The sequence below is a fragment of the Sinorhizobium sp. B11 genome (assembly GCA_039725955.1).
Classification (GTDB): Bacteria; Pseudomonadota; Alphaproteobacteria; order Rhizobiales; family Rhizobiaceae; genus Rhizobium.
On record CP091033.1, the window covers coordinates 1,932,259 to 1,956,026 of the forward strand.

23 protein-coding genes are annotated in these 23,768 nt (G+C 61.7%); 12 read left to right on the forward strand and 11 right to left on the reverse strand.

What is annotated here, in order from left to right:
• Positions 1-352 precede the first annotated feature (352 nt).
• Positions 353-820, reverse strand: coding sequence for an Lrp/AsnC family transcriptional regulator (locus tag LVY75_08760; GenBank protein ID XAZ20204.1), 468 nt, complete (start codon positions 818-820; stop codon positions 353-355).
• 120 nt (positions 821-940) lie between these two features.
• Here LVY75_08760 and LVY75_08765 point away from each other — a divergent pair, with 120 nt between their 5' ends.
• The 11 genes from LVY75_08765 (at position 941) to ehuA (ending at position 12,869) form a co-directional block, all read left to right on the forward strand.
• Positions 941-2,419 carry an NAD-dependent succinate-semialdehyde dehydrogenase gene (locus LVY75_08765; GenBank protein XAZ20205.1) on the forward strand — a complete coding sequence of 493 codons (1,479 nt, stop codon included), beginning with the start codon at positions 941-943 and terminating at the stop codon, positions 2,417-2,419.
• Between the two features lie 13 nt (positions 2,420-2,432).
• Positions 2,433-3,836, forward strand: coding sequence for an aspartate aminotransferase family protein (locus LVY75_08770; protein XAZ21368.1), 1,404 nt, complete (start codon positions 2,433-2,435; stop codon positions 3,834-3,836).
• 177 nt (positions 3,837-4,013) lie between these two features.
• Positions 4,014-5,462: a PLP-dependent aminotransferase family protein gene (locus LVY75_08775; GenBank protein XAZ20206.1), complete on the forward strand. Its 1,449-nt coding sequence runs from the start codon at positions 4,014-4,016 to the stop codon at positions 5,460-5,462.
• Positions 5,463-5,530: 68 nt separating this feature from the next.
• Entirely contained in the window at positions 5,531-6,550 is a 1,020-nt protein-coding gene (gene eutB / locus LVY75_08780; protein XAZ20207.1) for a hydroxyectoine utilization dehydratase EutB, read from the forward strand.
• Complete coding sequence (eutC, locus tag LVY75_08785) at positions 6,547-7,560, forward strand: ectoine utilization protein EutC (GenBank protein XAZ20208.1); 1,014 nt, start codon at positions 6,547-6,549, stop codon at positions 7,558-7,560. The genes eutB and eutC overlap by 4 nt, the downstream gene beginning before the upstream one ends.
• Positions 7,557-8,735, forward strand: coding sequence for an ectoine hydrolase DoeA (gene doeA, locus LVY75_08790; GenBank protein ID XAZ20209.1), 1,179 nt, complete (start codon positions 7,557-7,559; stop codon positions 8,733-8,735). Before eutC ends, doeA begins: the two co-directional genes overlap by 4 nt.
• Positions 8,736-8,739: 4 nt before the next feature.
• Positions 8,740-9,753 (forward strand): N(2)-acetyl-L-2,4-diaminobutanoate deacetylase DoeB, encoded by a 1,014-nt coding sequence (gene doeB, locus LVY75_08795; GenBank protein ID XAZ20210.1) that lies wholly within the window; start codon positions 8,740-8,742, stop codon positions 9,751-9,753.
• Between the two features lie 61 nt (positions 9,754-9,814).
• The gene (gene ehuB / locus LVY75_08800; protein ID XAZ20211.1) at positions 9,815-10,666 is read left to right on the forward strand and encodes an ectoine/hydroxyectoine ABC transporter substrate-binding protein EhuB; all 852 of its coding nucleotides are present in this window, start codon (positions 9,815-9,817) and stop codon (positions 10,664-10,666) included.
• A 60-nt stretch (positions 10,667-10,726) separates the two neighbouring features.
• Positions 10,727-11,392 carry an ectoine/hydroxyectoine ABC transporter permease subunit EhuC gene (gene ehuC, locus LVY75_08805; GenBank protein XAZ20212.1) on the forward strand — a complete coding sequence of 222 codons (666 nt, stop codon included), beginning with the start codon at positions 10,727-10,729 and terminating at the stop codon, positions 11,390-11,392.
• An 8-nt stretch (positions 11,393-11,400) separates the two neighbouring features.
• Complete coding sequence (gene ehuD, locus LVY75_08810; GenBank protein ID XAZ20213.1) at positions 11,401-12,093, forward strand: ectoine/hydroxyectoine ABC transporter permease subunit EhuD; 693 nt, start codon at positions 11,401-11,403, stop codon at positions 12,091-12,093.
• Positions 12,090-12,869, forward strand: a complete 780-nt coding sequence (gene ehuA / locus LVY75_08815) for an ectoine/hydroxyectoine ABC transporter ATP-binding protein EhuA (GenBank protein ID XAZ20214.1) — start codon at positions 12,090-12,092, stop codon at positions 12,867-12,869. Before ehuD ends, ehuA begins: the two co-directional genes overlap by 4 nt.
• A gap of 227 nt (positions 12,870-13,096) precedes the next feature.
• On the opposite strand, the gene LVY75_08820 is transcribed toward ehuA, so the two are convergent.
• From LVY75_08820 to LVY75_08865, 10 genes are all read right to left on the reverse strand, one after another.
• Positions 13,097-13,588 carry a GNAT family N-acetyltransferase gene (locus tag LVY75_08820; GenBank protein XAZ21369.1) on the reverse strand — a complete coding sequence of 164 codons (492 nt, stop codon included), beginning with the start codon at positions 13,586-13,588 and terminating at the stop codon, positions 13,097-13,099.
• 228 nt (positions 13,589-13,816) lie between these two features.
• The gene (locus LVY75_08825) at positions 13,817-14,116 is read right to left on the reverse strand and encodes a DUF982 domain-containing protein (GenBank protein ID XAZ20215.1); all 300 of its coding nucleotides are present in this window, start codon (positions 14,114-14,116) and stop codon (positions 13,817-13,819) included.
• 157 nt (positions 14,117-14,273) lie between these two features.
• On the reverse strand, positions 14,274-14,939 hold the full coding sequence (locus LVY75_08830; GenBank protein ID XAZ21370.1) for a nitroreductase: 666 nt from the start codon (positions 14,937-14,939) through the stop codon (positions 14,274-14,276).
• Positions 14,940-15,429: 490 nt separating this feature from the next.
• Entirely contained in the window at positions 15,430-16,173 is a 744-nt protein-coding gene (locus LVY75_08835) for a glycerophosphodiester phosphodiesterase (GenBank protein ID XAZ20216.1), read from the reverse strand.
• 32 nt (positions 16,174-16,205) lie between these two features.
• Positions 16,206-17,084: an ABC transporter permease gene (locus tag LVY75_08840; GenBank protein ID XAZ20217.1), complete on the reverse strand. Its 879-nt coding sequence runs from the start codon at positions 17,082-17,084 to the stop codon at positions 16,206-16,208.
• Between the two features lie 10 nt (positions 17,085-17,094).
• Positions 17,095-18,024 (reverse strand): ABC transporter permease, encoded by a 930-nt coding sequence (locus LVY75_08845; GenBank protein ID XAZ20218.1) that lies wholly within the window; start codon positions 18,022-18,024, stop codon positions 17,095-17,097.
• A gap of 11 nt (positions 18,025-18,035) precedes the next feature.
• On the reverse strand, positions 18,036-19,019 hold the full coding sequence (locus LVY75_08850) for an ABC transporter ATP-binding protein (GenBank protein ID XAZ20219.1): 984 nt from the start codon (positions 19,017-19,019) through the stop codon (positions 18,036-18,038).
• Positions 19,016-20,032: an ABC transporter ATP-binding protein gene (locus LVY75_08855; GenBank protein ID XAZ20220.1), complete on the reverse strand. Its 1,017-nt coding sequence runs from the start codon at positions 20,030-20,032 to the stop codon at positions 19,016-19,018. The genes LVY75_08850 and LVY75_08855 overlap by 4 nt, the downstream gene beginning before the upstream one ends.
• Before the next feature lie 82 nt (positions 20,033-20,114).
• A complete protein-coding gene (locus tag LVY75_08860; protein XAZ20221.1) occupies positions 20,115-21,749 on the reverse strand; it encodes an ABC transporter substrate-binding protein in 1,635 nt (544 codons plus the stop codon).
• A gap of 167 nt (positions 21,750-21,916) precedes the next feature.
• Positions 21,917-22,651 carry an HAD-IA family hydrolase gene (locus tag LVY75_08865; protein XAZ20222.1) on the reverse strand — a complete coding sequence of 245 codons (735 nt, stop codon included), beginning with the start codon at positions 22,649-22,651 and terminating at the stop codon, positions 21,917-21,919.
• 84 nt (positions 22,652-22,735) lie between these two features.
• Between LVY75_08865 and LVY75_08870 the strand changes: the two genes are divergently transcribed.
• The gene (locus LVY75_08870) at positions 22,736-23,674 is read left to right on the forward strand and encodes a sugar-binding transcriptional regulator (protein XAZ20223.1); all 939 of its coding nucleotides are present in this window, start codon (positions 22,736-22,738) and stop codon (positions 23,672-23,674) included.
• Positions 23,675-23,768 lie beyond the last annotated feature (94 nt).

Below are 23,768 nucleotides of genomic sequence, written 5' to 3' on the forward strand. Positions count from 1 at the left end.
TAATTCCAATCGCATACCACCCTCGCCCGAGCTGCGTTCAGTCCAGGCGCAATTCCAAGTCTGCCTCGGGTATGGCGGATCGTGTCATCGCCGGTGCGCGCATTCCGCGAAAGCAACGCTGACAGCGCGAACTTTCCGCGCCGGTCAAAACGCTTGCCTATTTCGGGTTCGACCGCGACGAACTGAAGCAATGGAAATCTGGTGGAGACGATCAGGGCACGTCCTACAACGTCGAGAGCCGTCACCTTCGGGGGATGGCGCCCTCTCGGCACCGGTGGAGGATGCCGCAAATCGGCAGACCTGGAACGATAAGGCTGTTCTAAAATACGTTCGAAGGCGCGACAGCCGACAGTCAATCTTCTATTGGAAATGAAAAGCCAGCTTTCACCCGATCCATCACCACCATGGTCTTGAAACCCTTAATATCGTGGTTCTCATAGAAGAACCTGCGTGTGAAGGCTTCGTAGTCCTCCATGTCCTTCGCGGTAATCACCAGGATGAAATCGGCATCACCCGTCACGTAGTAGCCGATCATCACTTCCTTGGTGGCGCGGATCGCCGCCTTGAAGCGATCGACGATGTCTGCCCGTTCGCGCTCCAGAGAGACAAGAACAATCATGGTGATGCCGCGCCCGGCAGCCTTGGGCGAGACGATGGACACGTCTGCCTCGATCACTCCTTCCTCACGCAGCCGCTTCAGTCGTCGCTGACAGGCAGTTGGCGAGAGATTGACGATCTGTGCCAATTCTTCCGAGGTCAGACGGTTGTTCTTCTGGACGGCGTCAAGCAGCGCGCGATCGGCCCTATCGAGAGTAGTCATGCAGAAATCCTGCGTTAAGTGTGCAAATTAAGCCCAACTCCTGCACAGAACGTCAATTCAATGCAGCCTATCGATCATGATGCACGGCTAGTCTCCTTGTAAACCCACCTGGAGCTCCGCATGAAGGGTATCGCCAGCACTGCGCTGAAAAACCTGCAACGACCCGATCTGATCGAGCGCCGCGCGTTTCTCGACGGCAACTGGGCACACCGGCGAGAGACGCTCAGCGTCATCGATCCGGCAACCGGTGAGCACCTCGCCGATGTCGCGGCCTGCTCGCTCGAAGATGCCGATGCCGCCGTCGATGCCGCGAAAAATGCCTTTCTCGATTGGCGTGACAGGCTTCCAGTCGAACGGGGCCAGATCCTGCGTTCCTGGAGCAAATTGATGCGTGACAACGCGCAGGACCTTGCTGTCATCATGACCGCTGAACAGGGAAAGCCGCTGGCTGAATCGCTTGGGGAGATTTCCTATGCCGCAAACTTTCTCGACTGGTTCGCAGCTGAAGGCGAGCGTGCCTATGGCGAAACGATGCCGAGCCACCTGCCGGGCAGCCGCCTTTCCGTGCAGATGCAGCCGCTCGGTGTGACGGTTGCGATCACGCCATGGAATTTTCCCTCTGCGATGATTACCCGCAAGGCGGGTGCCGCGCTCGCAGCCGGCTGCACCATGATCGTCAAGCCCGCCCCGGAAACACCTTTGTCTGCTCTTGCTCTGGCAAAGCTTGCTCAAGAGGCTGGGATGCCCGCCGGCGTATTCCAGGTTCTCACCGGGGAGGCGGCCCCGCTTGCGCGCCGCCTGCTCGAACACACGGATGTGCGTGCCTTTTCCTTCACCGGCTCGACGGAAGTCGGGCGGATCCTGCTGACGCAATCGGCGGCGACTGTGAAGAAGGCCTCGCTCGAGCTTGGCGGCCACGCACCTTTCATCCTGTTCGACGATGCCGAGCTTTCCAAGGCTGTAAGGGGCTGTGTGGGCGCAAAATTCGCGACGTCGGGACAGGATTGCCTCGCCGCCAACAGGATTTACGTCCAGCGTGGGCACTATGATCGTTTCGTCGAAGCCTTCGCCAGGGCGACCATGGAGCTCAACGTCGGTCATGGCCTTGCAGCCGGCACCGATATCGGGCCGATGACGCGCGCTTCGGTTGCTGAAAAATGCCGCCAGCAGATTGCGCAGGCGCTTTCAGCCGGTGCGCGTCTCGTCTGCGGCGGACAGGACAGCCCGCTTGGCGGCAATTTCGTGACACCGACCGTGCTCGCCGATGTCACTGACGACATGCTGATTGCCCGCGATGAGACCTTCGGCCCGGTCGCGGCGATACTGCCCTTCGATGACGAGCAGGAAGTGCTCGCACGCGCCAATGCCACGGAAATGGGGCTGGCTGCCTACGTCTACACCAACGATCTCAGTCGCGCGATGCGTCTCACCGACCGGCTCGAATACGGCATGATCGCCGTCAACACACCGAAATTCACCGGCGCCCCGATACCATTCGGCGGCTGGAAACAATCCGGCCTTGGTCGCGAAGGTTCGCGCCACGGCCTCCTGGAATATCTCGAAGCAAAATATGTCTGCTTCGGCAACCTCGCTGCATGAAAGGATCCGCGCCATGACCGTCAATCCCAATCAGATCGCCGAGATGGACCGTAATTCGGTCCTGCATCCCTTCACGCAGCTCAAGGATTTCGCCAGCGGCAAGATGGGCGATCCGACGATCGTCGAAACCGGCAAGGGCATCCGCATTCAGGATGCGCACGGCAAGCAGCTGATCGACGGTTTCGCCGGCCTCTACTGCGTCAATATCGGCTATGGCCGTACCGAGGTCGCCGAGGCCATTTCACGCCAAGCCTATCGCCTCGCCTACTACCACACCTATGCCGCCCACACGACGGATGAGCTCGCGATCCTTTCCGATCGGCTGGTGAAAATGGCGCCCGGCAAGATGAGCAAGATCTTCTACGGCATGTCGGGCTCCGACGCCAACGAAACGCAAGCCAAGCTCGTCTGGTATTACAGCAACCTGCGCGGTAAGCCGAACAAGAAGAAGATTATCTCCCGCGAACGCGGCTATCATGGTTGCAGCGTCGTCTCCGGCTCCATGACCGGCATGAGTTTCTACCATGACCATATGGATCTGCCGCGTGCGGGCATTGTCCACACGGGTGCACCGCATTTCTACTGGGGCGCCGAAGCCGGCGAAACGGAACGTGAATTTTCCAAACGCCGTGCTGACGAGCTCGAAGCCCTGATCCTGCGTGAAGACCCGGACACGATCGGTGCCTTCATCGCCGAACCCGTGCTCGGCACCGGCGGCATCACGCCGCCGCCACAGGGCTATTGGGAGGAGATACAGAAGATCCTCAAGAAATACGACATCCTGCTCATTGCCGACGAAGTCATTACCGGTTTCGGACGTACCGGCTCGATGTTCGGATCGCAGCATTACGGCATCGAACCCGACCTGATCACCGTCGCCAAGGGTCTCACCTCCGCCTATTTTCCGCTGTCGGGCGCAATCGTCGGCGAAAAGGTCTACAAGGTGATGGAAGAAGGGGCTGATCGCGTCGGCTCTTTCTCGCATGGCTACACTTATTCCGGTCACCCGATCGGCGCCGCAGCGGCGAACGCCGTTCTCGACATCGTCGAGAAGGAGGATCTGCCGGGGAATGCCCGCACCGTCGGTAGCTATTTCCAGGAGCAGCTGAAGACCAAGTTTGCTCAGCTCCCGATCGTGGGTGAAGTGCGAGGCGTCGGCCTGATGGGCGCAATCGAATTCGTGGCCGATCGGGAAAGAAAGACGCGCTTTGCGCCCGGCATGACTGTCGGTGCACGGATCTCGAAGGCGGCGCGCAGTCGGGGGCTGATTGCCCGTGCCATGCCGCATGGCGATATCCTGGGTTTTGCCCCGCCGCTCGTCACGACGAAGGACGAAGTCGACGAAATCATCACTATTGCTGAATCCGCCGTCCGCTCCGTGATGGACGAATTGATCAAGGCTGGCGAGAAGATCTGATGGAAGCATGGCCGGCGGGCGAGAAACTCTCGCCCGCAACTGCCGATCTGCGAGCAAAGTCGAGATGATCGTGATTATTTCTGAAGCAATCACGGCTCGACATGCAAAGCGCTTCATCTTTTCAGAAGAAGCGTGCATAATGTCATGAAATGATCGTCCTCAAAACGAGACAATTTCATGCGCCGTCAAGCCAATCCGCTAAACACTTCTCCGACTACGGCGACGAAGCCGGTGGTCTGGCGACCAAGCCTCGCCAAGCAAAAAGGCGAGACGAAGCATGCAGTACTCACCGAGCGCATCATCGCCGATATCGATGCCGGTGTGCTCAAGCCAATGGATCGCATGCCGACGCATCGCGATCTTGCGCGTGAACTTGGCCTTTCCGTCCAGACCGTCAGCCTCTCCTACAAGGAGGCTGAACGGCTCGGCTATCTGAGCGGTGAGATCGGTCGCGGCACTTTCGTGAAGACACGGGTTACGGACCGGGCCGGGCGCATGATGCTTGATCATAGCGCCAACGAGGTGCTCGATCTTTCCATTATCCGCGGCGTCTATCTCGATGCACATGAGACCGCATCGCGCGAGATTCTTCGTGAGCTCGCCGATGGCGACAATGCGAGCTTCATGCGCCCGTGCCGCCCCGTCGCAGGCCTTGATCACCACCGGGAAACGGCGCGCGCCTGGTTGCGCATGCTCGGGGTCACTGCCGGGGTAGAGCGCATCCTCGTCACCAATGGTGCTGCCCATGCCATTTTTCTCGCCTTAAGCTGCATTGTCCGCTCCGGCGATATCGTCTTGTGTGAGAATCTCACCGATCACGGCATCATCGGGCTTTCGAACGTCCTTGGCTTCAGCCTGAAGGGTTTGCCGACAGACAATGAGGGCATTTTACCCGATGCGTTGGAGGCCGTTTGTGCTGCAGGCGGTGTCCGAGCCCTGGTGCTGATCCCGACCCTCAATAATCCGACGGGTCATGTCACGGGCGCGGCCCGCAGGAGCGAGATAGCCGTGATTGCGGCGCGATATGGCCTCTTCGTCATCGAAGATGAGGTCTATCGCCCATTGATCGAGGAAGACCTGCCGTCGATCACTGAGATGCTGCCCGACCTCGGCTTCTTCGTCACGAGCTTCACCAAAGCGGTGCTGACGGGGTTGCGCGTTGGCTATCTCGTTGTTCCACCCGCCTATTCCATTCGCGCCGCCTCGATCCTGCGTGTCTCGAGCTGGAGCGGGACCTATCTAACCGGCGAAATCGCCACGCGTTGGGTCGAGAACGGCACGGCTCAGCGGTTGGTCGAAATCCAGCGTGACGAAGCGCGAGCGCGCCAAGCTATCGCCAGTGAAATCCTCGGAGACCATATCGCCTCCAGTCATCCGCTCTCGCTCTGCGCCTGGCTCAAAGTTCCGCCGTACTGGACCGAGGACGGGCTGGTCCGTTCACTGACCAACCAGAATGTCGCGGTCACGCCGTCCGAACCCTTCATTGCCGGACCCGGCCATGGCGGCGGCATTCGCATCTGTCTGGGCGGACGCATGAACCATGCAAGCCTGGCCAGGGCACTGACGATCGTACGGCAGGCCTTCGAGCAATTGCCACCGGTCTATGACATCGGTGCCATCGGATAGAGTCCGCCCAAGACAATCATTGAATCATTACAATAAAATAATTGACATGATTTTACTTCGCTCTCAACATGACAATCATGAAGAGCGAATTCCTGTCCAGATCGACCGAAGAAAAGGTGCTGCCAGTCACACTGGCGGACATCAAGCGGGCTGCCGCCCGCATCTTCGGCCGGGTGACGCGCACGTCGCTCGTTTACTCCGGTTCTCTGTCTGAGCGCACCGGCCAGCCCGTCCATCTCAAGCTCGAGACACGCCAGCCGATCGGCGCATTCAAGCTGCGCGGCGCGATGAACGCGATCCTCTCGCTGGATGACGCGGCACGCAAGCGTGGTCTCGTCACTGCCTCGACAGGCAATCACGGTCGCGCCGTCGCCTATGCCGCACGCGAACTCGGCGTTCCCGCCACCATCTGCATGTCATCGCTCGTTCCCGTCAACAAAGTCGAAGCGATCCGAGCGCTCGGCGCCGAGATCCGCATCATCGGCACATCGCAGGACGATGCCCAGGTGGAAGCCGAGCGCCTGACCGCGAGCCGTGGCCTCACGCCGATCCCGCCCTTCGACGATGCGGACGTCGTTGCCGGTCAAGGCACGATCGGCCTCGAAATTGTCGAGGACCTTCCCGATTTCGCAACCGTGCTCGTGCCTCTTTCCGGCGGTGGTCTTGCTGGCGGCGTTGCCGTTGCCATCAAGGCCTTGAAGCCGCAAGCTCGCGTCATCGGTATATCGATGGAGCGTGGCGCGGCTATGCATGCGGCGATCGCCGCCGGCAAGCCTGTCGCGATCCGAGAGGAGGAAACGCTGGCGGATTCGCTGGGCGGCGGCATCGGTCTTTCAAACCATGTGACCTTCACGCTTTGCCGCGATCTGCTCGACGATATCGTCCTTCTCACTGAAGACGAGATCGCCGAGGGGATCCGACATGCGGCGCGACAGGAGGACATGACCGTCGAGGGTGCCGGCGCGGTCGGTATTGCCGCCATACTCGCAAACAAGATCGCAGTTTCCGGCCCTGCCGCTCTCATCATCTCAGGCGGCAACATTGACCCGGCCCTGCACCAGAGAATCCTCGCGGAGGCTGCCACATGAGCCGCATCAGCATTCTGATGGAAAAAGACCTTCGCGCTGTCGTCAAGCTCGATGTCTCCGCGGTCGATTGTGTCGAACAGGCCTTCGCTGCGCTCGCGACCAAAGCCGTTGCCATGCCGCCGATCCTGCGCCTCGACATTCCGGAGTTTCGTGGCGAGGTGGACGTCAAGACGGCCTATGTGCCGGGTTTCGACGGTTTCGCCATTAAGGTCAGCCCCGGATTCTTCGATAATCCCAAGATCGGCCTGCCAAGCCTCAACGGACTGATGATCCTGTTGAGCGCGAAGACCGGGCTGGTCGAAGCCCTTCTTCTCGACAGTGGCTATCTGACGGATGTGCGCACGGCAGCGGCCGGTGCGGTCGCCGCACGCCATCTGTCGCGTGAAGACGCCCGCGTTGCCACGATCTTCGGTGCAGGCATGCAGGCGCGACTGCAGCTTGAAGCTCTCATGCTTGTACGACCGATCAAATCGGCCCGGATCTGGGCACGCGACCGCGCAAAGGCCAAGACGCTTGCTTCAGACTTCGCTCGCGACCACGCGATCGAGGTCGCCGCCATTGCCGATCCGCGTGAAGCCATCCGAGGCGCGAATATCGTTGTCACGACGACACCGGCAGAAAAACCGATCCTGATGGCCGAATGGCTTGAACCCGGTCAGCATCTGACAGCAATGGGGTCGGACGCAGAGCACAAGAACGAGATCGACCCCGCCGTCTTTGCTCGCGCCGCTTACGTTGCAGATCGGCTCTCGCAGACCCGCATTCTCGGCGAACTGCACCATGCCATCAAGGCCGGCGCAGTGACGCTGGACCAGCAGTTTGCCGAACTCGGAACCGTGATCGCCGGCACGGCGGTCGGTCGGTCGAGCGCAGACGACATAACCTTCGCAGACCTCACAGGCACAGGCGTGCAGGACACTGCCATCGCCAATCTGGCACTTGCCCGCGCAAGAGACGCAGGAAGCGGCCGGACGATCGAAAACGACATCAAAATGGGAGATGCAGCGTGAGCGTGACGCTGAATTTTACGCGCGAGGAATATGCCGCGCGCTTGTCGAAGACCCGTCAGGCGATGGAAAAGGCGGGGATCGATCTCCTGATCGTCACCGATCCGTCCAACATGCACTGGCTCACCGGCTATGATGGCTGGTCCTTCTATGTGCATCAATGCGTTCTGGTGCCGCCGAGCGGCGAGCCGATCTGGTACGGTCGCAAGCAGGATGCCAATGGCGCCAAGCGCACCGCCTATCTGAACCATGACAATATCATCGGCTACCCGGATCACTACGTCCAGTCGACCGAGCGCCACCCGATGGATCTCCTGGCGCAGATCATCGATGAGCGGAAATGGTCGAGCCTGACTGTCGGCGTCGAGATGGACAACTACTACTTCTCGGCCGCCGCCTTCGCGTCTCTGCAAAAGCATCTGCCCAATGCCCGCTTCAAGGATGCGGCGGGTCTCGTCAACTGGCAGCGCGCGGTCAAGAGCTCGACCGAGCTCGACTATATGCGCAAGGCGGGCAAGATCGTCGAGCTGATGCACAAGCGCATTGTCGAGGTCGTCGAGCCCGGCTTGCGCAAATGCGATCTCGTCGCCGAAATCTATGACGCAGGCATTCGCGGGACGCACGAATTCGGCGGTGACTATCCGGCGATCGTGCCGTTGCTGCCATCGGGTGCGGACGCTTCCGCGCCACACCTGACCTGGGATGACAAGCCGATGCGCTCGGGCGAAGGGACGTTCTTCGAGATCGCCGGCGCCTATAAACGCTACCACTGCCCGCTTTCGCGCACCGTGTTTCTCGGCAAGCCGACCCAAGCCTTTCTCGATGCGGAAAAGGCGACGCTCGAAGGCATGGAAGCGGGCCTGTCCGCAGCAAGGCCGGGCAATAGCTGCGAGGACATTGCCAACGCCTTCTTCGCCGTTCTGAAGAAATACGGGATCATCAAGGACAACCGCACCGGCTATCCGATCGGTCTCTCCTATCCGCCGGACTGGGGCGAACGCACCATGAGCCTGCGCCCGGGCGACCGCACGGAACTGAAGCCTGGCATGACCTTCCATTTCATGACCGGTCTCTGGCTCGAGGACATGGGGCTCGAAATCACCGAAAGCATTGCGATCACCGAAACAGGCGTGGAATGCCTGTCAAACGTGCCGCGCCAATTGTTCGTGAAGGGCTGATGGGATGCTGACCGGCACGCCTCGTCCCTCGCCAATCGCCCCTTCCGTCGATTTCGACGCGAAGGGCGTGCAGCACGGGCATTTGCGCCTACCCTACAGCCGCGATGACAGCGCCTGGGGTTCGATCATGATCCCGGTCTGCGTCATCGCCAATGGCGAAGGCCCGACCGCTCTACTGACCGGCGCCAATCATGGCGACGAATACGAAGGACCAGCCGCCCTCTTCGAGTTGGCGCAATCGCTCGATCCTTCGGAGGTCAACGGACGCATCATCATAGTCCCGGCGCTCAATTACCCGGCGTTCCGGGCCGGTACACGCACATCGCCGATCGATCGCGGAAATCTGAACCGCAGCTTTCCAGGTCGCCCGGATGGCACGGTAACGGAGAAGATCGCCGATTACGTGACACGTCACTTGATCCCGGTAGCCGACATCGTGCTCGACTTCCATTCCGGCGGCAGGACGCTCGACTTCCTCCCCTATGCCGCAGCCCACGAACTGCCCGACAAGGATCAGGAAGCGCGTTGTTTTGAAGCGGTGGCGGCGTTCGCTGCCCCCTATTCAATGAGGATGCTGGAGATCGATGCTGTCGGCATGCTGGATACGACGGTCGAGGAAATGGGAAAGACTTTCGTCACCACCGAGCTTGGCGGGGCGGGCACGGCAAGTGCGCGTACGATCGAGATCGCGCGGAAGGGCAGCCTCAATCTCCTGCGCCATGCCGGAATCCTGACGGGCGCGCCCGACGCTCGACCGACCCGCTGGCTGGATATGCCATCGGACGACTGCTTCACCTTTGCCGAGGACGACGGACTTATCGCCTTTGCCCTTGATCTGGGCGAGCCGGTCAAAAGGAACGAAATCGTCGCCCGCGTGTATTCCGTAGGGAAGACAGGTGTTGCGCCAATCGAATACCGCGCCGCCATGGACGGCGTGCTCGCGGCCCGCCATGTGCCCGGCCTGATCAAAGCCGGCGACTGCCTTTCCGTCATCGCAACGATCACGGAGAAAACCTGACCAGACGAAAGACGTGAGATCCGAAAACGGACCACAAAACCTTAACCAGAGGAGAATTCGAATGCGCATCTCAAAAACCATTTGCCTTTCCGCGCTTGCGCTCGGCATCGGCGTCACATCGGCCAGCGCACTGACCGTCGAAGAGGCCAAGAAGCAGGGATTTATCCGGGCCGCCACAGCCAACGAGGTCCCCTATTCCTATATGCAGCCGGACGGCACCTCTGCCGGCATCGGCCCCGATGTTGCCAATGCCGTCCTGAAATCCATGGGCATCGAGGAAATCAACTGGACGGTGACGCCCTTCGGCACGCTCATCCCGGGCCTTAAGGCGCGTCGCTTCGACTTTGCTGCCGCAGAGCAGAATATTTCCCCCGAGCGTTGCAAGCAGGTCGCCTTTACGGAACCCAACTCGTCCTACGGCGAGGGACTGCTGGTCAAAAAGGGCAATCCGAAGGGTCTGACAACCTATGCCGACATCGCCAAGGACCCGTCCTTGAAAGTTGCGGTGGTTTCGGGCGCAAACAATGTCGACTTCCTGCGCGCCGTCGGCGTCAAGGACGACCAGATCGTCTTCATTCCGGCGAATGCCGATGCGATCCCAACTGTACAGAGCCGCGTCGATGCCTATGCGGCCACCGAGCTGACGGTCTCCGCGCTCGCCAAGGATCAGGCCAATGTCGAGCAGGTCGCGCCGTTCAAGGACCCGATCGTCAAGGAGGCACCGGTCCGCAACTACGGCGGCTTTGCCTTCCGTCCGGAAGACAAGGAATTGCGCGACGCGTTCAACACTGCGCTTGTCGCGTTCCGAAAGACGGACGACTACAAGAAGATCCTCATGAAGTACGGTCTGTCGGAACAGAGCATTGCGGCAGCAGCTGAGAAGAACGTCGCCGATCTCTGCGCCGGGAAGTAACGACAAAGGCGCCCGGTCCCGAACTGGGCGCCACCTGCTTTCATTCGGAGAGAACGCCAGATGAGCTGGACAGCCTATCTTCCCATGATTTGGCACGGCGCTATTGTGACGATGACGATCACCGTGGCAGCGATCGTCTGTGGCGCGCTGCTCGCTTTCGTCTTCGGCATCCTGCGTGTCGAGGGAGGACCGGTCCTGTCGGCCGTCGCGCTGTGTTACACGGAAGTATTTCGTGGGACGTCACTGTTCGTTCAGCTGTTCTGGTTCTATTACGCGCTGCCATTGGTCGGCCTGAGTTTCGATCCGATCACCACCGGCATCCTGGTATTGGCCGCCCATGTCGGCGGCTATGGCGCCGAAATCGTCCGCGGGGCGCTCCTGTCGGTCTCCGTGCAGCAGCTGGAAGCCGCCCGGGCCTTGAACTTCAACCGCGTCCAGACCCTCTTTCGCATTTCGCTGCCGCAGGCCGTCGTCGAAATGATGCCGGCCTTCGGCAACCTCGCCATCGAAACGCTGAAGCTGTCCTCGCTGGTCTCATTGATCTCGATTGCCGATCTTACCTTCGCAGCCCAATCCATCCGCAACATCACGCTGGATAGCGCCAGCATCTATTCGGTCACGCTCGTGTGCTACTTCGCCATGTCGCTTGTCCTGATGGCAGCCGTTCGCGTGATCGAGCACTTTGTACGACGCGGCGATGTCTTTCCCCGCGGCGGCCATTCGTAAGGATAGCAATGATGTATGGTTACGAGTGGGACACAACGACCTGGGTCACTTACACGACCTCGATCCTCCCGATCATCCTGATCGGGTTGACGGTCACGTTAAAGGCGGCCGCTGCCGGCTTCGGGATTGCGCTGGTGCTTGGCCTGGTGTTCGCTCTGCTGCGTCGCAGCCGCATCATAGCAATCTCCTGGACAACCGCGCTCATCGTCGAATTCCTGCGCGACACGCCGCTTCTGGTGCAGCTGTTCTTTCTCTACTACGTGCTGCCCGATTTCGGTATCGTGCTGCCCGCGTTCCTCACCGGCGCACTGGCGCTCGGTCTGCAATATGCGGCCTATACGTCAGAAGTCTATCGCGGCGGCATCGAAGCCATACCGCGCGGGCAGTGGGAAGCAGCAACCGCGCTCAACCTGTCGCGCATGCAGACGTATCGCGATGTCGTCATTCCGCAGACTGTTCCACGCATCGTGCCGGCCATGGGCAACTATCTCGTCGCCATGATCAAGGAAACGCCGGTTCTTTCCGTCGTGACCGTTCTCGAAATGATGGGGCTTGCCAACATGATTGGCGAGCGCACGTTCGAATATCTTGTGCCGCTGACCCTTGTCGGCGTGATCTTCCTTCTCCTGACGCTGATCTGCTCGGCCGGCCTCCACCGCCTGCAGAGAGCTCTTCCTAAAGCAGGAATACCCTTGCGATGACCGATACCTCCGAGCAACCCATTATCGAATTTCGCGACGTCACCAAGCGTTTCGGTATTCTGACCGTACTCGACAACTTCAATTTTAGTGTTGCGAAAGGCGAAAAGGTCACCCTGATCGGACCATCCGGCTCCGGTAAATCCACGGTTTTGCGCATCCTGATGACGCTCGAGCCGTTCCAGGAGGGCACGCTGACCCTGGCCGGCACGTCCTACCACGAGGCGGGCGGCAAAGGTCCTTTCCAAGCCTCGGAAAAGCACCTGCGCCAGATCCGCAATCACGTCGGCATGGTCTTTCAGAGCTTCAATCTCTTTCCTCATATGACGGTCCTTCGCAACGTTGTCGAAGCGCCGGTGCGGGTGCTGGGAATGGCGCGCGCGGAAGCGGAAGCACGTGCGATTGAACTGCTGCAAATGGTGGGGCTGGCCGATAAGAAGGACCACTATCCGGTACAGCTTTCCGGCGGGCAACAACAGCGCGTGGCGATTGCCCGGGCGCTTGCCATGCGTCCACGCGTTCTGCTTTTCGATGAGCCAACCTCGGCGCTCGATCCACAACTGGTCGGCGAAGTGCTGTCCGTCATCCGCGGACTGGCACATGAACATGATCTGACCATGCTGCTCGTCACCCATGAAATGCGCTTTGCTCGAGAAGTATCGGATCGCGTCTGTTTCTTCGACAAGGGTCGCATTTGCGAGCAGGGCGCGCCGGACAAGATATTCGGTTCGCCGCAAGCGGAGAGGACACGCGAATTTCTGTCATCCGTCCTCGGCTGATCAGAAAATCGAGCGGCCGGATATGTAAGCGGAAGGCCGCAACAAAGCGACGGAACGAGCGCCGCCCGCGTCACTCCTCAGCATTTGTTTTTGAGCGCTGGATCAGCCGGCCTGTCCCCTCCGCAAGCCGCCGACGTCAGCTGACGGTGTCGCACAGGGTTGGAGCGTCTGCCAATCCCGCCGACCGTCACGAGGGAGAGGACAATGCCACTCCCTCATCGACGTCGTCACAAAGTGGCAACCGCCCAGCAGATGAGCGGACCGTCTTCGGGGTCGCTCCTTCGCCCCGTCGGTGAAAAGCCGTTGCGCTCCAGCACGCGCTGGGAGGCAACGTTGGCGACGGCCGTTTCTGCAGACACGCTTTTGACTTGAGGGTCGCTGCGCGCCCAGTCCAGCAGTTCCGCGACGGCTGCGGTCGCTATCCCCCGGCCTTCACGCGAGGGCGCGACGCCGTAACCGATATGCAGTTCGCCATTTTCAGGAGGTCTGATGATCGAGCAGAGGCCGACGACCTCGTCGCCATCGACGATCATCCAGGCAGATGGAGTGAAATCGGCCGCGATGGCGCGGTTCAGATCGGAGAGCATGCACAGGACCTCCCGTGGTGCGATAGCGCTATCCTGCAGGAGACGAAGGCCCGACGGCACAACGCCATCGGCGAGCGCATCGAAGGCGCTCGATGTAAGGGAAATGATCATGAGTTTCTCAGCTTTGGAGATGACGCCTTTCGAAGGCGATCATTGGCCGAGACGCGCTTGAGCTTCAGCCTTGGGCTAGGCAGCAGGCTGAAATCTCCGGCGACACGGCCGGCGAATTGCAGGTGAGGCGGGCGGCAAGCATAGGCATCTCCAAGAGTTGATCATCGGTACCAGCGGCACGCTGCGCATGCAAGCTTGCCGCGGCAACCTGGTTTATCGCGGATGCCGTCGCCCACCTGGGGGCTTATGTCATCGTTTGCCGGCCTTCTTTTCTTTCATGTCATCCGGAAGGACATGCATTCTCGATGCATGTGCCGCCGCCACGAAGGCTTGGCGTGCAATTTCCGGATCGAGATAGAGCTGCATGGCATCCATCGAGGTCGCGAGCGCATGGTGGAATGCGGCGGGATCGTTTTCGAGATGCGGCCACTTTTCGCTCAGCAGAAAAGCGGCGAGATCCTCGACGCTATGGGCCTGGCGATATTTCGCCGCGCCGTCGATCTCGACGTGAAGCGGGCGGATCGGTGTCGAGCTGTGAAGATTGTCCATGACGCAGTACCTCTCGATGTCTCGACAGACTCACATGGGACGGGAATCAAATGAGTCGAGTCGCAGGTCGCAGAATCAGCGCCTTGGCGCCGCTGGCTCATTCCCAATTGAGCCTTGATCATTTTCCCCGTTTCCGGCCCGGCGCTGCACCTTTGGACTAATCCCCCACAAACGTGACCGTTTCGGCGAGCGGAACTCGACCCGTCCGAGGATAGCTAACGGTGGGGTCCTCGTATCCGATCGACATGCCGCAGTAGAGAATCAGCCCGTCCGGGGGCGATAGGATCTCCGCGACAGACTCGCGAACCTGCGACCACGCCATCTGCGGGCAACTGTGCAGGCCTTCGGCGCGGAGCAGCAGCATGACTGTCTGAAGATACATGCCGACGTCGGCCCATTGAGGTCGCCCTAGGTCGCGGTCGATGTAGCAGAACAGGGCGGCGGGTGCGCCGAAACAGTTCCAATTGGCAATGGCTGCGCGCTGGCGCGCCTCCCAGTCCTCACGTGCAATACCGAGAGCGCTGTAGCGTTCTCGTCCGAAAGCTGACCGGCGATCCGCATACGGGGACTTCAGCGAGGACGGGTACATCTCGTACTGTCGCTCGTCCCAGGGATCGCCATGGGCGACGCGCTCGACAGCGGACGTCTTGAGCTCGACCAGCGGCGCGCCGGTAATGACGTAAGTGTTCCACGGCTGGATGTTCGATCCGGATGGCGCCCAAGAAGCCGCGTCGAGCACGCGTTCCAGTATCTCCCTCGACACAGGCTCGTCTTTGAACCCTCGCACAGACCGGCGGCTTGTCACTGCCTCATACACATCCATGACGTTTTCCTCCGCGCGGCCGGCATTCACGTCGCTCAAGTGCCGCGGGGTCTACTTGCGCGCCTCCCGGACCAGCAGACAACCCAAACTTAGTGTCTATATCCTTCGCACGCGCGGCTTTACTGCTTTTGGGATCGTACCCGCAGGACGCAATAGGGTAGGCACGAAGAAGGCTGCGCGAAACCGGCCTTCCTCGACTTCGCTTACAGGCGGTTCACTTATCGGCCGCGCTCCAATCTTGTCCGCCGAGTGCGATCTCGCGCATTGGTGATCGCCTGACTGCGAGCAGCCTGGCTTGATGATAGAGCCTAGATGAACGATATAATCGGTGGCACTGCTTTCGATATGAGGACGAAAGCTGGCCGTCGACTATTTCGCATGATGTCCAAGCCGACCCGCAGAAAGTACAGCGCCATGACTGTGTCATTGATCAAATGGCACAGGCTTAATGGGCCGTTCCCCCGCTAGGGCGAAGAAGTAAAGCCATAGCTCACGCAGCGATGCCGGCGCGCAGTTTCAGCGCCAGATCCGGGCTGTCCGAGGTCAAGCTACCGATGCCGCGTTCCAGCCAGTGGCGGATGCCGGGCTCGTCGTTGAGGGTCCAGACGCAGAGCCGTTCCATCGGCAGCCGGCTGCGGATCAGGTCCCATTCCGCTTCCATCAGCTCGTGATGGATAGCAATGATCTCCACCAGCTCGTCCACGCGGTCGATGAAGTCGGCAAGCCCGCCCTGCTTCTCGGCCCAGACGGCATTGACGGAAACGAGGCGCGAAACATCAGGCGCATGCAGGCGGCAATCCTCCAGCACCGACGTATCGAAGGAGGTCAGGTAAGAACGTTCTCCGACACCGAAACGGCCGAGTTCGGCTGCGACGCGTGCGGCAATATCAGGATAGGGCGTGCCGGTCTCGTCGATCTTGATCTCGACATGCAGGTCAACGCCCTTGTTTGCGGCAAGCACGTCGAGCACATCGGCGAGCGTCGGGATCGCCTCGTCCGTACCTTTCAGCAGGGTCGCCTTGCGGGCCTCCCCCGACAGGTCCTGCACCGGGCCTGCGCCTTCGGCAGTGCGCTCCAGTGTGGCGTCGTGGATGACGACGAGCTCGCCCGATCGCGTCAGGTGCACGTCGAATTCGATGGCGTCGACGCCGAGCGTGATCGCGTTGCGGAAGCCGGTGAGCGAGTTTTCGGGCCAGAGGTTGCGGGCGCCGCGATGGCCGGTGATGAGCGTCATGGAAATTCCTTCAGTATAATGATTTCACAGCACTAGCGGATCGTCGGGTCGAGCTTGTCGCGCAGCCAATCGCCGACGAGCGAGATCGAAAGCGTCGTCAGCATGATCACGGCGGCGGGCGCCAGCATGATCCAGGGCGCGCGCGTCAGATATTCGCGTCCGAAGCCCACCATGTTGCCGAGGCTGGTTTCCGGCGGCTGCACGCCGAGGCCGAGAAACGAGAGCCCGCTTTCCATCAGGATGATCTCGGGAAACGTCAGCGTCATGGAAACGATCAGCGTCGAGGCAACGTTCGGCAGGATATGATGCAGGTAGACGCGCGAAGGCGTGGCACCGAGCTGCACCACAGCCGCCGCATAGCCCTGGGCGCCGGCGGAGATCGCAAGGCCGCGGGCGATGCGCGCATAACGTTCCCAGCCGTAGAAGCCCATGAGGCAGACGAGCAGCAGCATGGAGGAACCGAAAAAGGCCAGCACTGCCAGAGACATAATGAGGAAGGGAAGAGCGGCCTGGAAATCGGCGAGGATCAGGACCAGATGCTCCACGAACCCGCGGAACCGCGCCGCGAGGAACCCGAGCAGTGTGCCGAAGAGCGCCGAGAGGATCGTCGCGCCGAAGGCGATGACGAGCGACACCCGGATCGACTGGATGAGGCGCGAAAGTACGTCGCGGCCGAGTTCGTCGGTGCCGAGCAGATGCTTAAGCCCGCCCGGCGCCGAAAGCCGGCTGCCGAGATCCATGGCAGTGATGTTGAACGGGCGGATATAGTCGGCGAACACGGCGGTCAGGACCATTGCCGCAAGCCACAGCAGACCGAAGGCCACCGACAGCGGGACGTTGCGGCGCAGGAAGGAGATGAGCCGGTTGGGCTTTCCGGAAGCCGGCGTTGCGGCGAGATCGACAGTAGCCATCGGTTTTCTCCTAATGTCCGGCCGCATGCGAGCGAAGGCGCGGATCGAGCCAGCCGTAGAGCAGGTCGACGACGAGGTTCGATACGACCATGGCGACGGCGATGATCAGCAGGATGCATTGCACGACCGCGAGATCGCGATTGGTGACGGAGACCACCAGCAGGCGGCCGATACCGGGCCAGGAAAAGATCGATTCCACCACGACTGCACCCGCAATCAGCGAACCGACCATGAAGCCGACGATTGTGACGATCGGCACTGCCGCATTGGGCAATGCATGGTTCCAGACCACGTCGCGCCATGTCAGCCCCTTGGCCGAGGCGGTGCGGATATAGGGCTGGCCCATCACCTCGATCATGGCGCTGCGCGAAAAGCGGGCGAGGATGCCGATGCCGCCAATGCTCATCGTCAGCGTCGGCAATATGCCGTGCATCCAGGTATCCTGCCCGCCCGAGGGCAACCAGCCAAGGATGACCGAGAAGATCAGCACGAGCAGCAGACCCATCACGAAGGAGGGAATGGTAAAGCCAAGGACGGCAAGCAGGATGACGCCACGGTCGGAAAAACTCTGCCGGTGCAGCGCCGCATAGACGCCGGAGGGAATGCCGAAGATGAGCTTGAGGATGAGCGCCGGGATGGTCAATTGCAGCGTCGCCGGCACGCGTTCCAGCACGAGGTTCAGTGCGGACGCCTTGTCGCGCATCGACACGCCGAAATCGCCGGTAAAGATCGACTTGATATAGGCGAGATATTGAATCCACAGCGGCTGGTCGAGGCCCCATGCCTTGCGGAAGGCATCGACCGCCTCCTTCGGCACATCAGGCCCGAGCATGACAGTTGCGGGATCGCCCGACATGCGCAGCACGACGAAGGCGAAGGTGACGACCGCCATGATGGTCAGGAGAGCACGGAACAGGCGCACGAGAACGAAACGGATCATGGAACCCTCCCCTATGCCGCGACCGGCGTGGTTTCGCCCGCCACGACATGGCAGGCCGCGGTACGGCCCCCGCCGATATCTTTGAGTTCCGGCACGGCGGAACGGCAGATCTCCCGCGCCAACGGACAGCGTGGGTGGAAGGCGCAGCCGGAGGGGCGGCTCGCCGGGTTCGGCGGCTCGCCCTGCAGGACGACACGGCCTTCGAGCGGCTTGCCGGGAACGGGCACGCTGGATACCAGCGCCTTCGTATAGGGATGCTGCGGGGCGCGGAAGATAACGTCGGACGAAGCCTCCTCGACGATACGGCCGAGATACATGACCGCGACACGGTCGGCGATGTTGCGCACCACCTTCAGGTCGTGGCTGATGAAGACCATGGCGATGCCGTTTTTCTCTTGCAGATCGCGCATCATGTTGACGACCTGCGCCTGGACGGAGACATCGAGCGCCGACACCGGCTCATCGCAGACGAGCAGCTTCGGCCGCGACGCGAGCGCCCGGGCGATCACGGCGCGCTGGCGCTGGCCGCCCGATAGCTCGTGAGGATAACGATCGGCCTGGTCCGGGCGCAGGCCGACGGCCCTCATCAGTTCCGTCACCCGGTCAGTCTGGTGCTCTTTGGGAATGAGCTTGTGGATATCGAGCGGCTCGGCGATCTGCCTGGCAATCGTCACGCGGCGGTCGAGTGCGGCGAGCGGGTCCTGGAACACGAGCTGCATCTTCGCGCGCAGTGCCCGCCATTCCCCGGAGTTTCGCACCGGCATCGGCTGCTCCTGAAAGCGCACGCTTCCTTGCTGCGCATCATCGATGCCGAGCAGCATCCGCCCGAGCGTCGATTTGCCGGAGCCGGATTCACCGACGATGCCGAGCGTTTCTCCCGCCACGACCGAGAGCGAAACGCCGTCTACGGCGCGTACCGGCGCCGGCCGGCCGAACAGCCCGTGACGGATCTGATAGATGCGGACGAGATCATGGGCTTCGATGAGCGGCGTCATTGCAGCAGGCCCTCGGCGATACGGGACGACCGGGTCTCGACGGCAGCCGCGACAGGCACCGGCCGTACGCAGGCGAGCTTGCGGCCGCCATCGAACGAAACGAGCGGCGGCTGCTCGCTGCGACAGGCCTCGACGGCGCGCGGACACCGCGGCGAGAAGGAACAGCCCTCCGGCAGATGTTTCGGATTGGGAACGGTTCCGGGAATGGGGATCAGCCGTTCGCGGCCGCCGTCGAGGCGCGGAATGGCATCGAACAGGCCGCGCGTATAGGGGTGGCGCGGCTCGGAGAAGAGCTGTTCGACACTGCCCTCCTCCACGATGCGTCCGGCGTACATGACGCAGACGCGCTCGCAGACCTGGCTGACGGCGCCGAGATCATGGCTGATGAAAACGGTCGCCATGCCGGTTTCGGCACGCAGACGGATCAAGAGATCGAGGATCTGCGCCTGGATCGTCGCATCGAGTGCGGTGGTCGGTTCATCGGCAATCAGAAGGTCGGGCTGGCCGGCCAGCGCCATCGCAATCATCAGGCGCTGGCACTGGCCGCCGGAAAATTCATGCGGGTAGAGATCGAAACGGCGGCGCGAATCGGGAATGCCGACCATATCGATCAGCCGCAGCGCCTCGGCCTTTGCCGCCTCGCCGCGCAGGCCGCGATGGACCGACAACGCCTCGGAAATCTGCCGCCCGATGCGCAGCACCGGATTGAGCGAGCTGGACGGGTCCTGGAAGATCATGGCGACGCGGCTGCCGCGCACGCTTTCGAGCACCGTGCGCGATCCGCCGATGAGCTCGCGACCTTCGATTTGCACCGAGCCGGAAACGCGGGCCTTGCCGGGCAGCAGGCCGAGGGCCGCGAGCCACGTGACCGACTTGCCGCAGCCGGATTCGCCGACGAGGCCGAGCGCCTCGCCTTTGCCGACATCGAGATCGATGCCGTGGAGAACCTGCACGCCGTCGAAGTCGACCGTCAGGTCACGCAGTTCCACGAGATTGGAGCCGGTCGCGCCCATCTTTCATCCCCGCTTTTCGCTTGCACAAAAAAGACGATCTCCGGCAGCGCTTCAGCCGCCGGAGACCGGAGTGACGGACCGATCAGATCGACCAGTTTGCGGCGCGGAAGTCCATGGCGAAGGCCGGAGCGGCCTTCCACTTCAGCGAGGACTTCATGCCGGTGAAGACGGCATTCTGGTGCAGGACCTGATAGACCGGGTCTTCGCGCTCGCAGATTTCCAGTATTCGGGCGATGGCCTTCTTGCGCTGTGCACGGTCGGTGGAGGTTTCCATGACGACGGAGAGCTTGTTCATCTCCTCGTTCGTCCACTCCTTCTTCTGCTGGGCGTCGCCATTCGGGCCGAACTGCACGACTATCGGCGTGATCGGATCGTTGATCGTGTTGGAGGCCGACCAGTCGCGCACGCCCTTGACGCTTGCCGTATCGTGGATCTGTGCCCAGTTTTCCTTCATCTCGATCTCGACGTTGAGGCCGACCTGCTTCCACATCTCGACCATGATCTGGCCGTTGGCCGTCTGGTTCGTGTAGTAGTTGTTGAGCAGGCGGTAGGGGATCGCATCGCCCTTGTAGTTGGCCTGCTTCAGGAGGTCCTTGGCGAGATTGGGATCGTAAGCCGGGGGCGCCCAGCCTTCGATGAACATGTCCCCGGTACGGAAGGATTCGAACTGCAGGCCGGCCGGGATGACCGTCTTGCCGGCCCAAAGCGCATCGACGATCGCCTGGCGGTCGATGGCATGGGTCATGGCGCGACGAACCAGAGGGTTGGCGAGGATCTCATTCTGGGTGTTGAAGACGGAAACGCGGTGGTTCCAGATCGTCGAGTTCTGGATCTCGTAACCAGGAGCGGCCTGAACGGCAGCGACCTGATCCGGCGGCAGGTCGCAGGCGAAGTCGTATTCGCCGGACAGCAGGCCGTTGACACGCGAGGCGACCTCAGGAACTTCCACGAAGCGGATCTGCTCGAGCGGCGGGCGGCCGCCCCAATATTCGTCGAAGGCGACAAGCGTCAGCGAAACGTCCGGCTTGTACTCGGCGACCATGTAGGGGCCGGTCGTGATCGGTTTGCGCGACCATTCGGTGAAGCTTGCGGCTTCATCCCAAGCGCGGCGGTTGGTGATCTGGCTGCCGGCGGAATAGAGGCGGCCTTCCAGCGTCACGTCGGGCGTGGCGTTGTGCAGGCGCACGGTGTACTTGTCGACGATCTCGATACCGGCGAGCGCCGGCCACAGGCGACGTCCGACGCCGGGAACGGTTGCCGGCAGTTCCTTAGCGGTCGCAGGCTTGTGGTCGGCTTCGAAAATGGTCTTGCCGCCGGCCGGTTCCGTGTTGCCGAACACGCGCTCCTTGGAGAAGGAGAAGGCGACATCCTCGGCGGTCATTTCGTCGCCGTTGTGGAACTTGACGCCCTGGCGCAGCTTCAATTCGAGCGTCTTGTCGTCGATACGCTTCCATTCGGTCGCAAGACCCGGAACCGGGCCCTGGTTGCCCATCCAGTCGCGCAGGATCAGACCTTCCCAGAGGTTCGGGAAGAAGACGCGCTCGCCGACGTTCGACTGCTCGTGATAGACGTCGAGCGAATTGTTGTTGGTGATCTTCTGCACCGCGATGGTGATGGAAGGACGCTTTGCCTGGCTGAAAGCCATGCGCGGCAGAATGAGCGTGCCGGCGGTGGCGCCGAGCAGACCGAGCGCGCTGCGTCGATTGATCGATATCATCGGAAACTCCTTGTGTCTTGACCGGCGGGCCCCCGGCTCGCGGTCTTGGTTCTTAGGATCAGCTCCATGTCGCCTGATTGACGGCTTCATGAAGTTTCGGTTACAGCCGCCCGTCGCGGACGCCGCGAAGAGCCATTCCAGCGCGCGAAGCATCGGCCCGCGCGAGATTAGCCAGCGGTCTCCACCGCCGGATTCCTTGCAGGCCCGGCGGCATGAGCCGCCTCTTCCTTTGCGGTTGATGAAGAGAGCGCTTCGAGAGCGATCGCCAGTTCCCCCGCCCCCTCGACCGTTTGCAGAGCGCCTGCCGCTTTCAGCGCCTCGTGGCGTCCGCTGCGCGGATCGGCCGGATCGACGAAGCCGATCGCCGCCATGCCGGCCGCCACGGCACCCGCGATCCCGAGCGCGCTGTCGTCGATGACAAGGCAGCGATGCGGCGCCACGCCGAGATTTTCGGAGCAGAGAAGGAACAGGTCAGGCGCAGGCTTGGGCCTCGCCACCATCTCGGCGCTGTAGATATGCGGGGCAAATTCCGCCCAGAGATCCAGAAGGCCGAGGCTGCGACGCAGCCTCTCCATGTCGCTGTTGGACGCGACGCATTTGCGCTGCCTCACATTCCGCACCAGCTCTTCGATGCCGGCCATCGGCCGCAGCGAACGGGAAAATTCCGCGTAGAGCGCGCTTTTTGCATCGGCGAAGACATGAGCCGGATCGGCAAGGCCGAGTTCCTCGCGACAGAGGCGGCCGGACGCCTCGCCCGAAAGACCGGTGAAGCGACGGTGGACTTCGGCATGGCTCAAGGGAACGCCGGCCCGCTGCAGAGCCTGCGCCAGCGCGCCGCTCGCCAGCGGCTCGCTGTCGATCAATACGCCGTCGCAATCGAAGATCAGAAGTTCTATCGTCATGCAGACGGCATTACGTTACATATGTTACACCAGTGTGAAATATGTAACCTCGGGGCGTGTAGGGCACATTTGGGATGGGGATTGATGGAATCGCATGAACTGAAAATCCGGGCGGCCTGGCTCTATCACGTCGAGGGGCTGACGCAGGCGCAGATCGCCGAGCGTATGTACCTCACCCGTCGCCGGGTAAACGAGTTCCTGGCCGCAGCCCTTGAGGAAGGCATTGTCAGGGTAAGCTTCACCTCGCCGCTTGCCGCCGGCATGGAGCTGGAATCGCGTCTGCAGGAACGTTTTGGCCTGGAGGCGGCAGTTGTCGTGCCCACCCCTGCCGATCCGCAGCTTCTGCACCAGGCGCTCGGCCGCGGCGCGGCTGCTTATCTCGACCGGCTGATCCAGGCCCGCAAGCCCCGCTCCATCGGGGTCGGCTGGGGCGCGACGCTACGCGAGACCATTACTCACATGACGCCGGCAAGCGAGCCCGGGATCGAACTGCGCTCGATGATGGGCGGGCTGACGCGCGGCTCGGAGATCAACACGTTCGAGGTCGTGCGCGCCTTCGCGCAGGTTCTGAAGGCCCAATGCCACTATTTCGCGGCACCGATCTATGCCGAGAGCCCGCAATCGCGCGAGGCGATCATCACGCAATCGGTCTTCGAGCGCATCTTCCGCCAGACCTGCGAAGTGGATATTTCCTACCTGAGCGTCGGCGACGTGACCAGGCAATCCCTGCAGGTGCGCTACGGCCTGCCGGCAGGAACCGACGTCGGTGACCTCATCGCCGTCGGCGCCGTCGGCGACCTGCTCGGCCGCTATATCGATGCCGAGGGCCGCCCAGTCCCCCACCCGCTGAACGCACAGGTGCTGGCCCCCGACCTCGCCGACTACCGGAAGATCCCCTGCCGCATCGTCGCCTCGGGCGGCCCCCACAAACACGCCATCCTCAGCGCCACCGTACGCGCCGGACTCGCAACCGTGCTGATCACGGATGAGGAGAGCGCAAGGGCGTTGCTGGCGGGCGGATGAGGTGAGGTGCGGCCTGCTTCTACGGGAGGCGACCGGCGCGCGCAGCCCCGATGCCTGTTCATCGAGAGAAGTGCCTCCACGTACCAGGGCGATA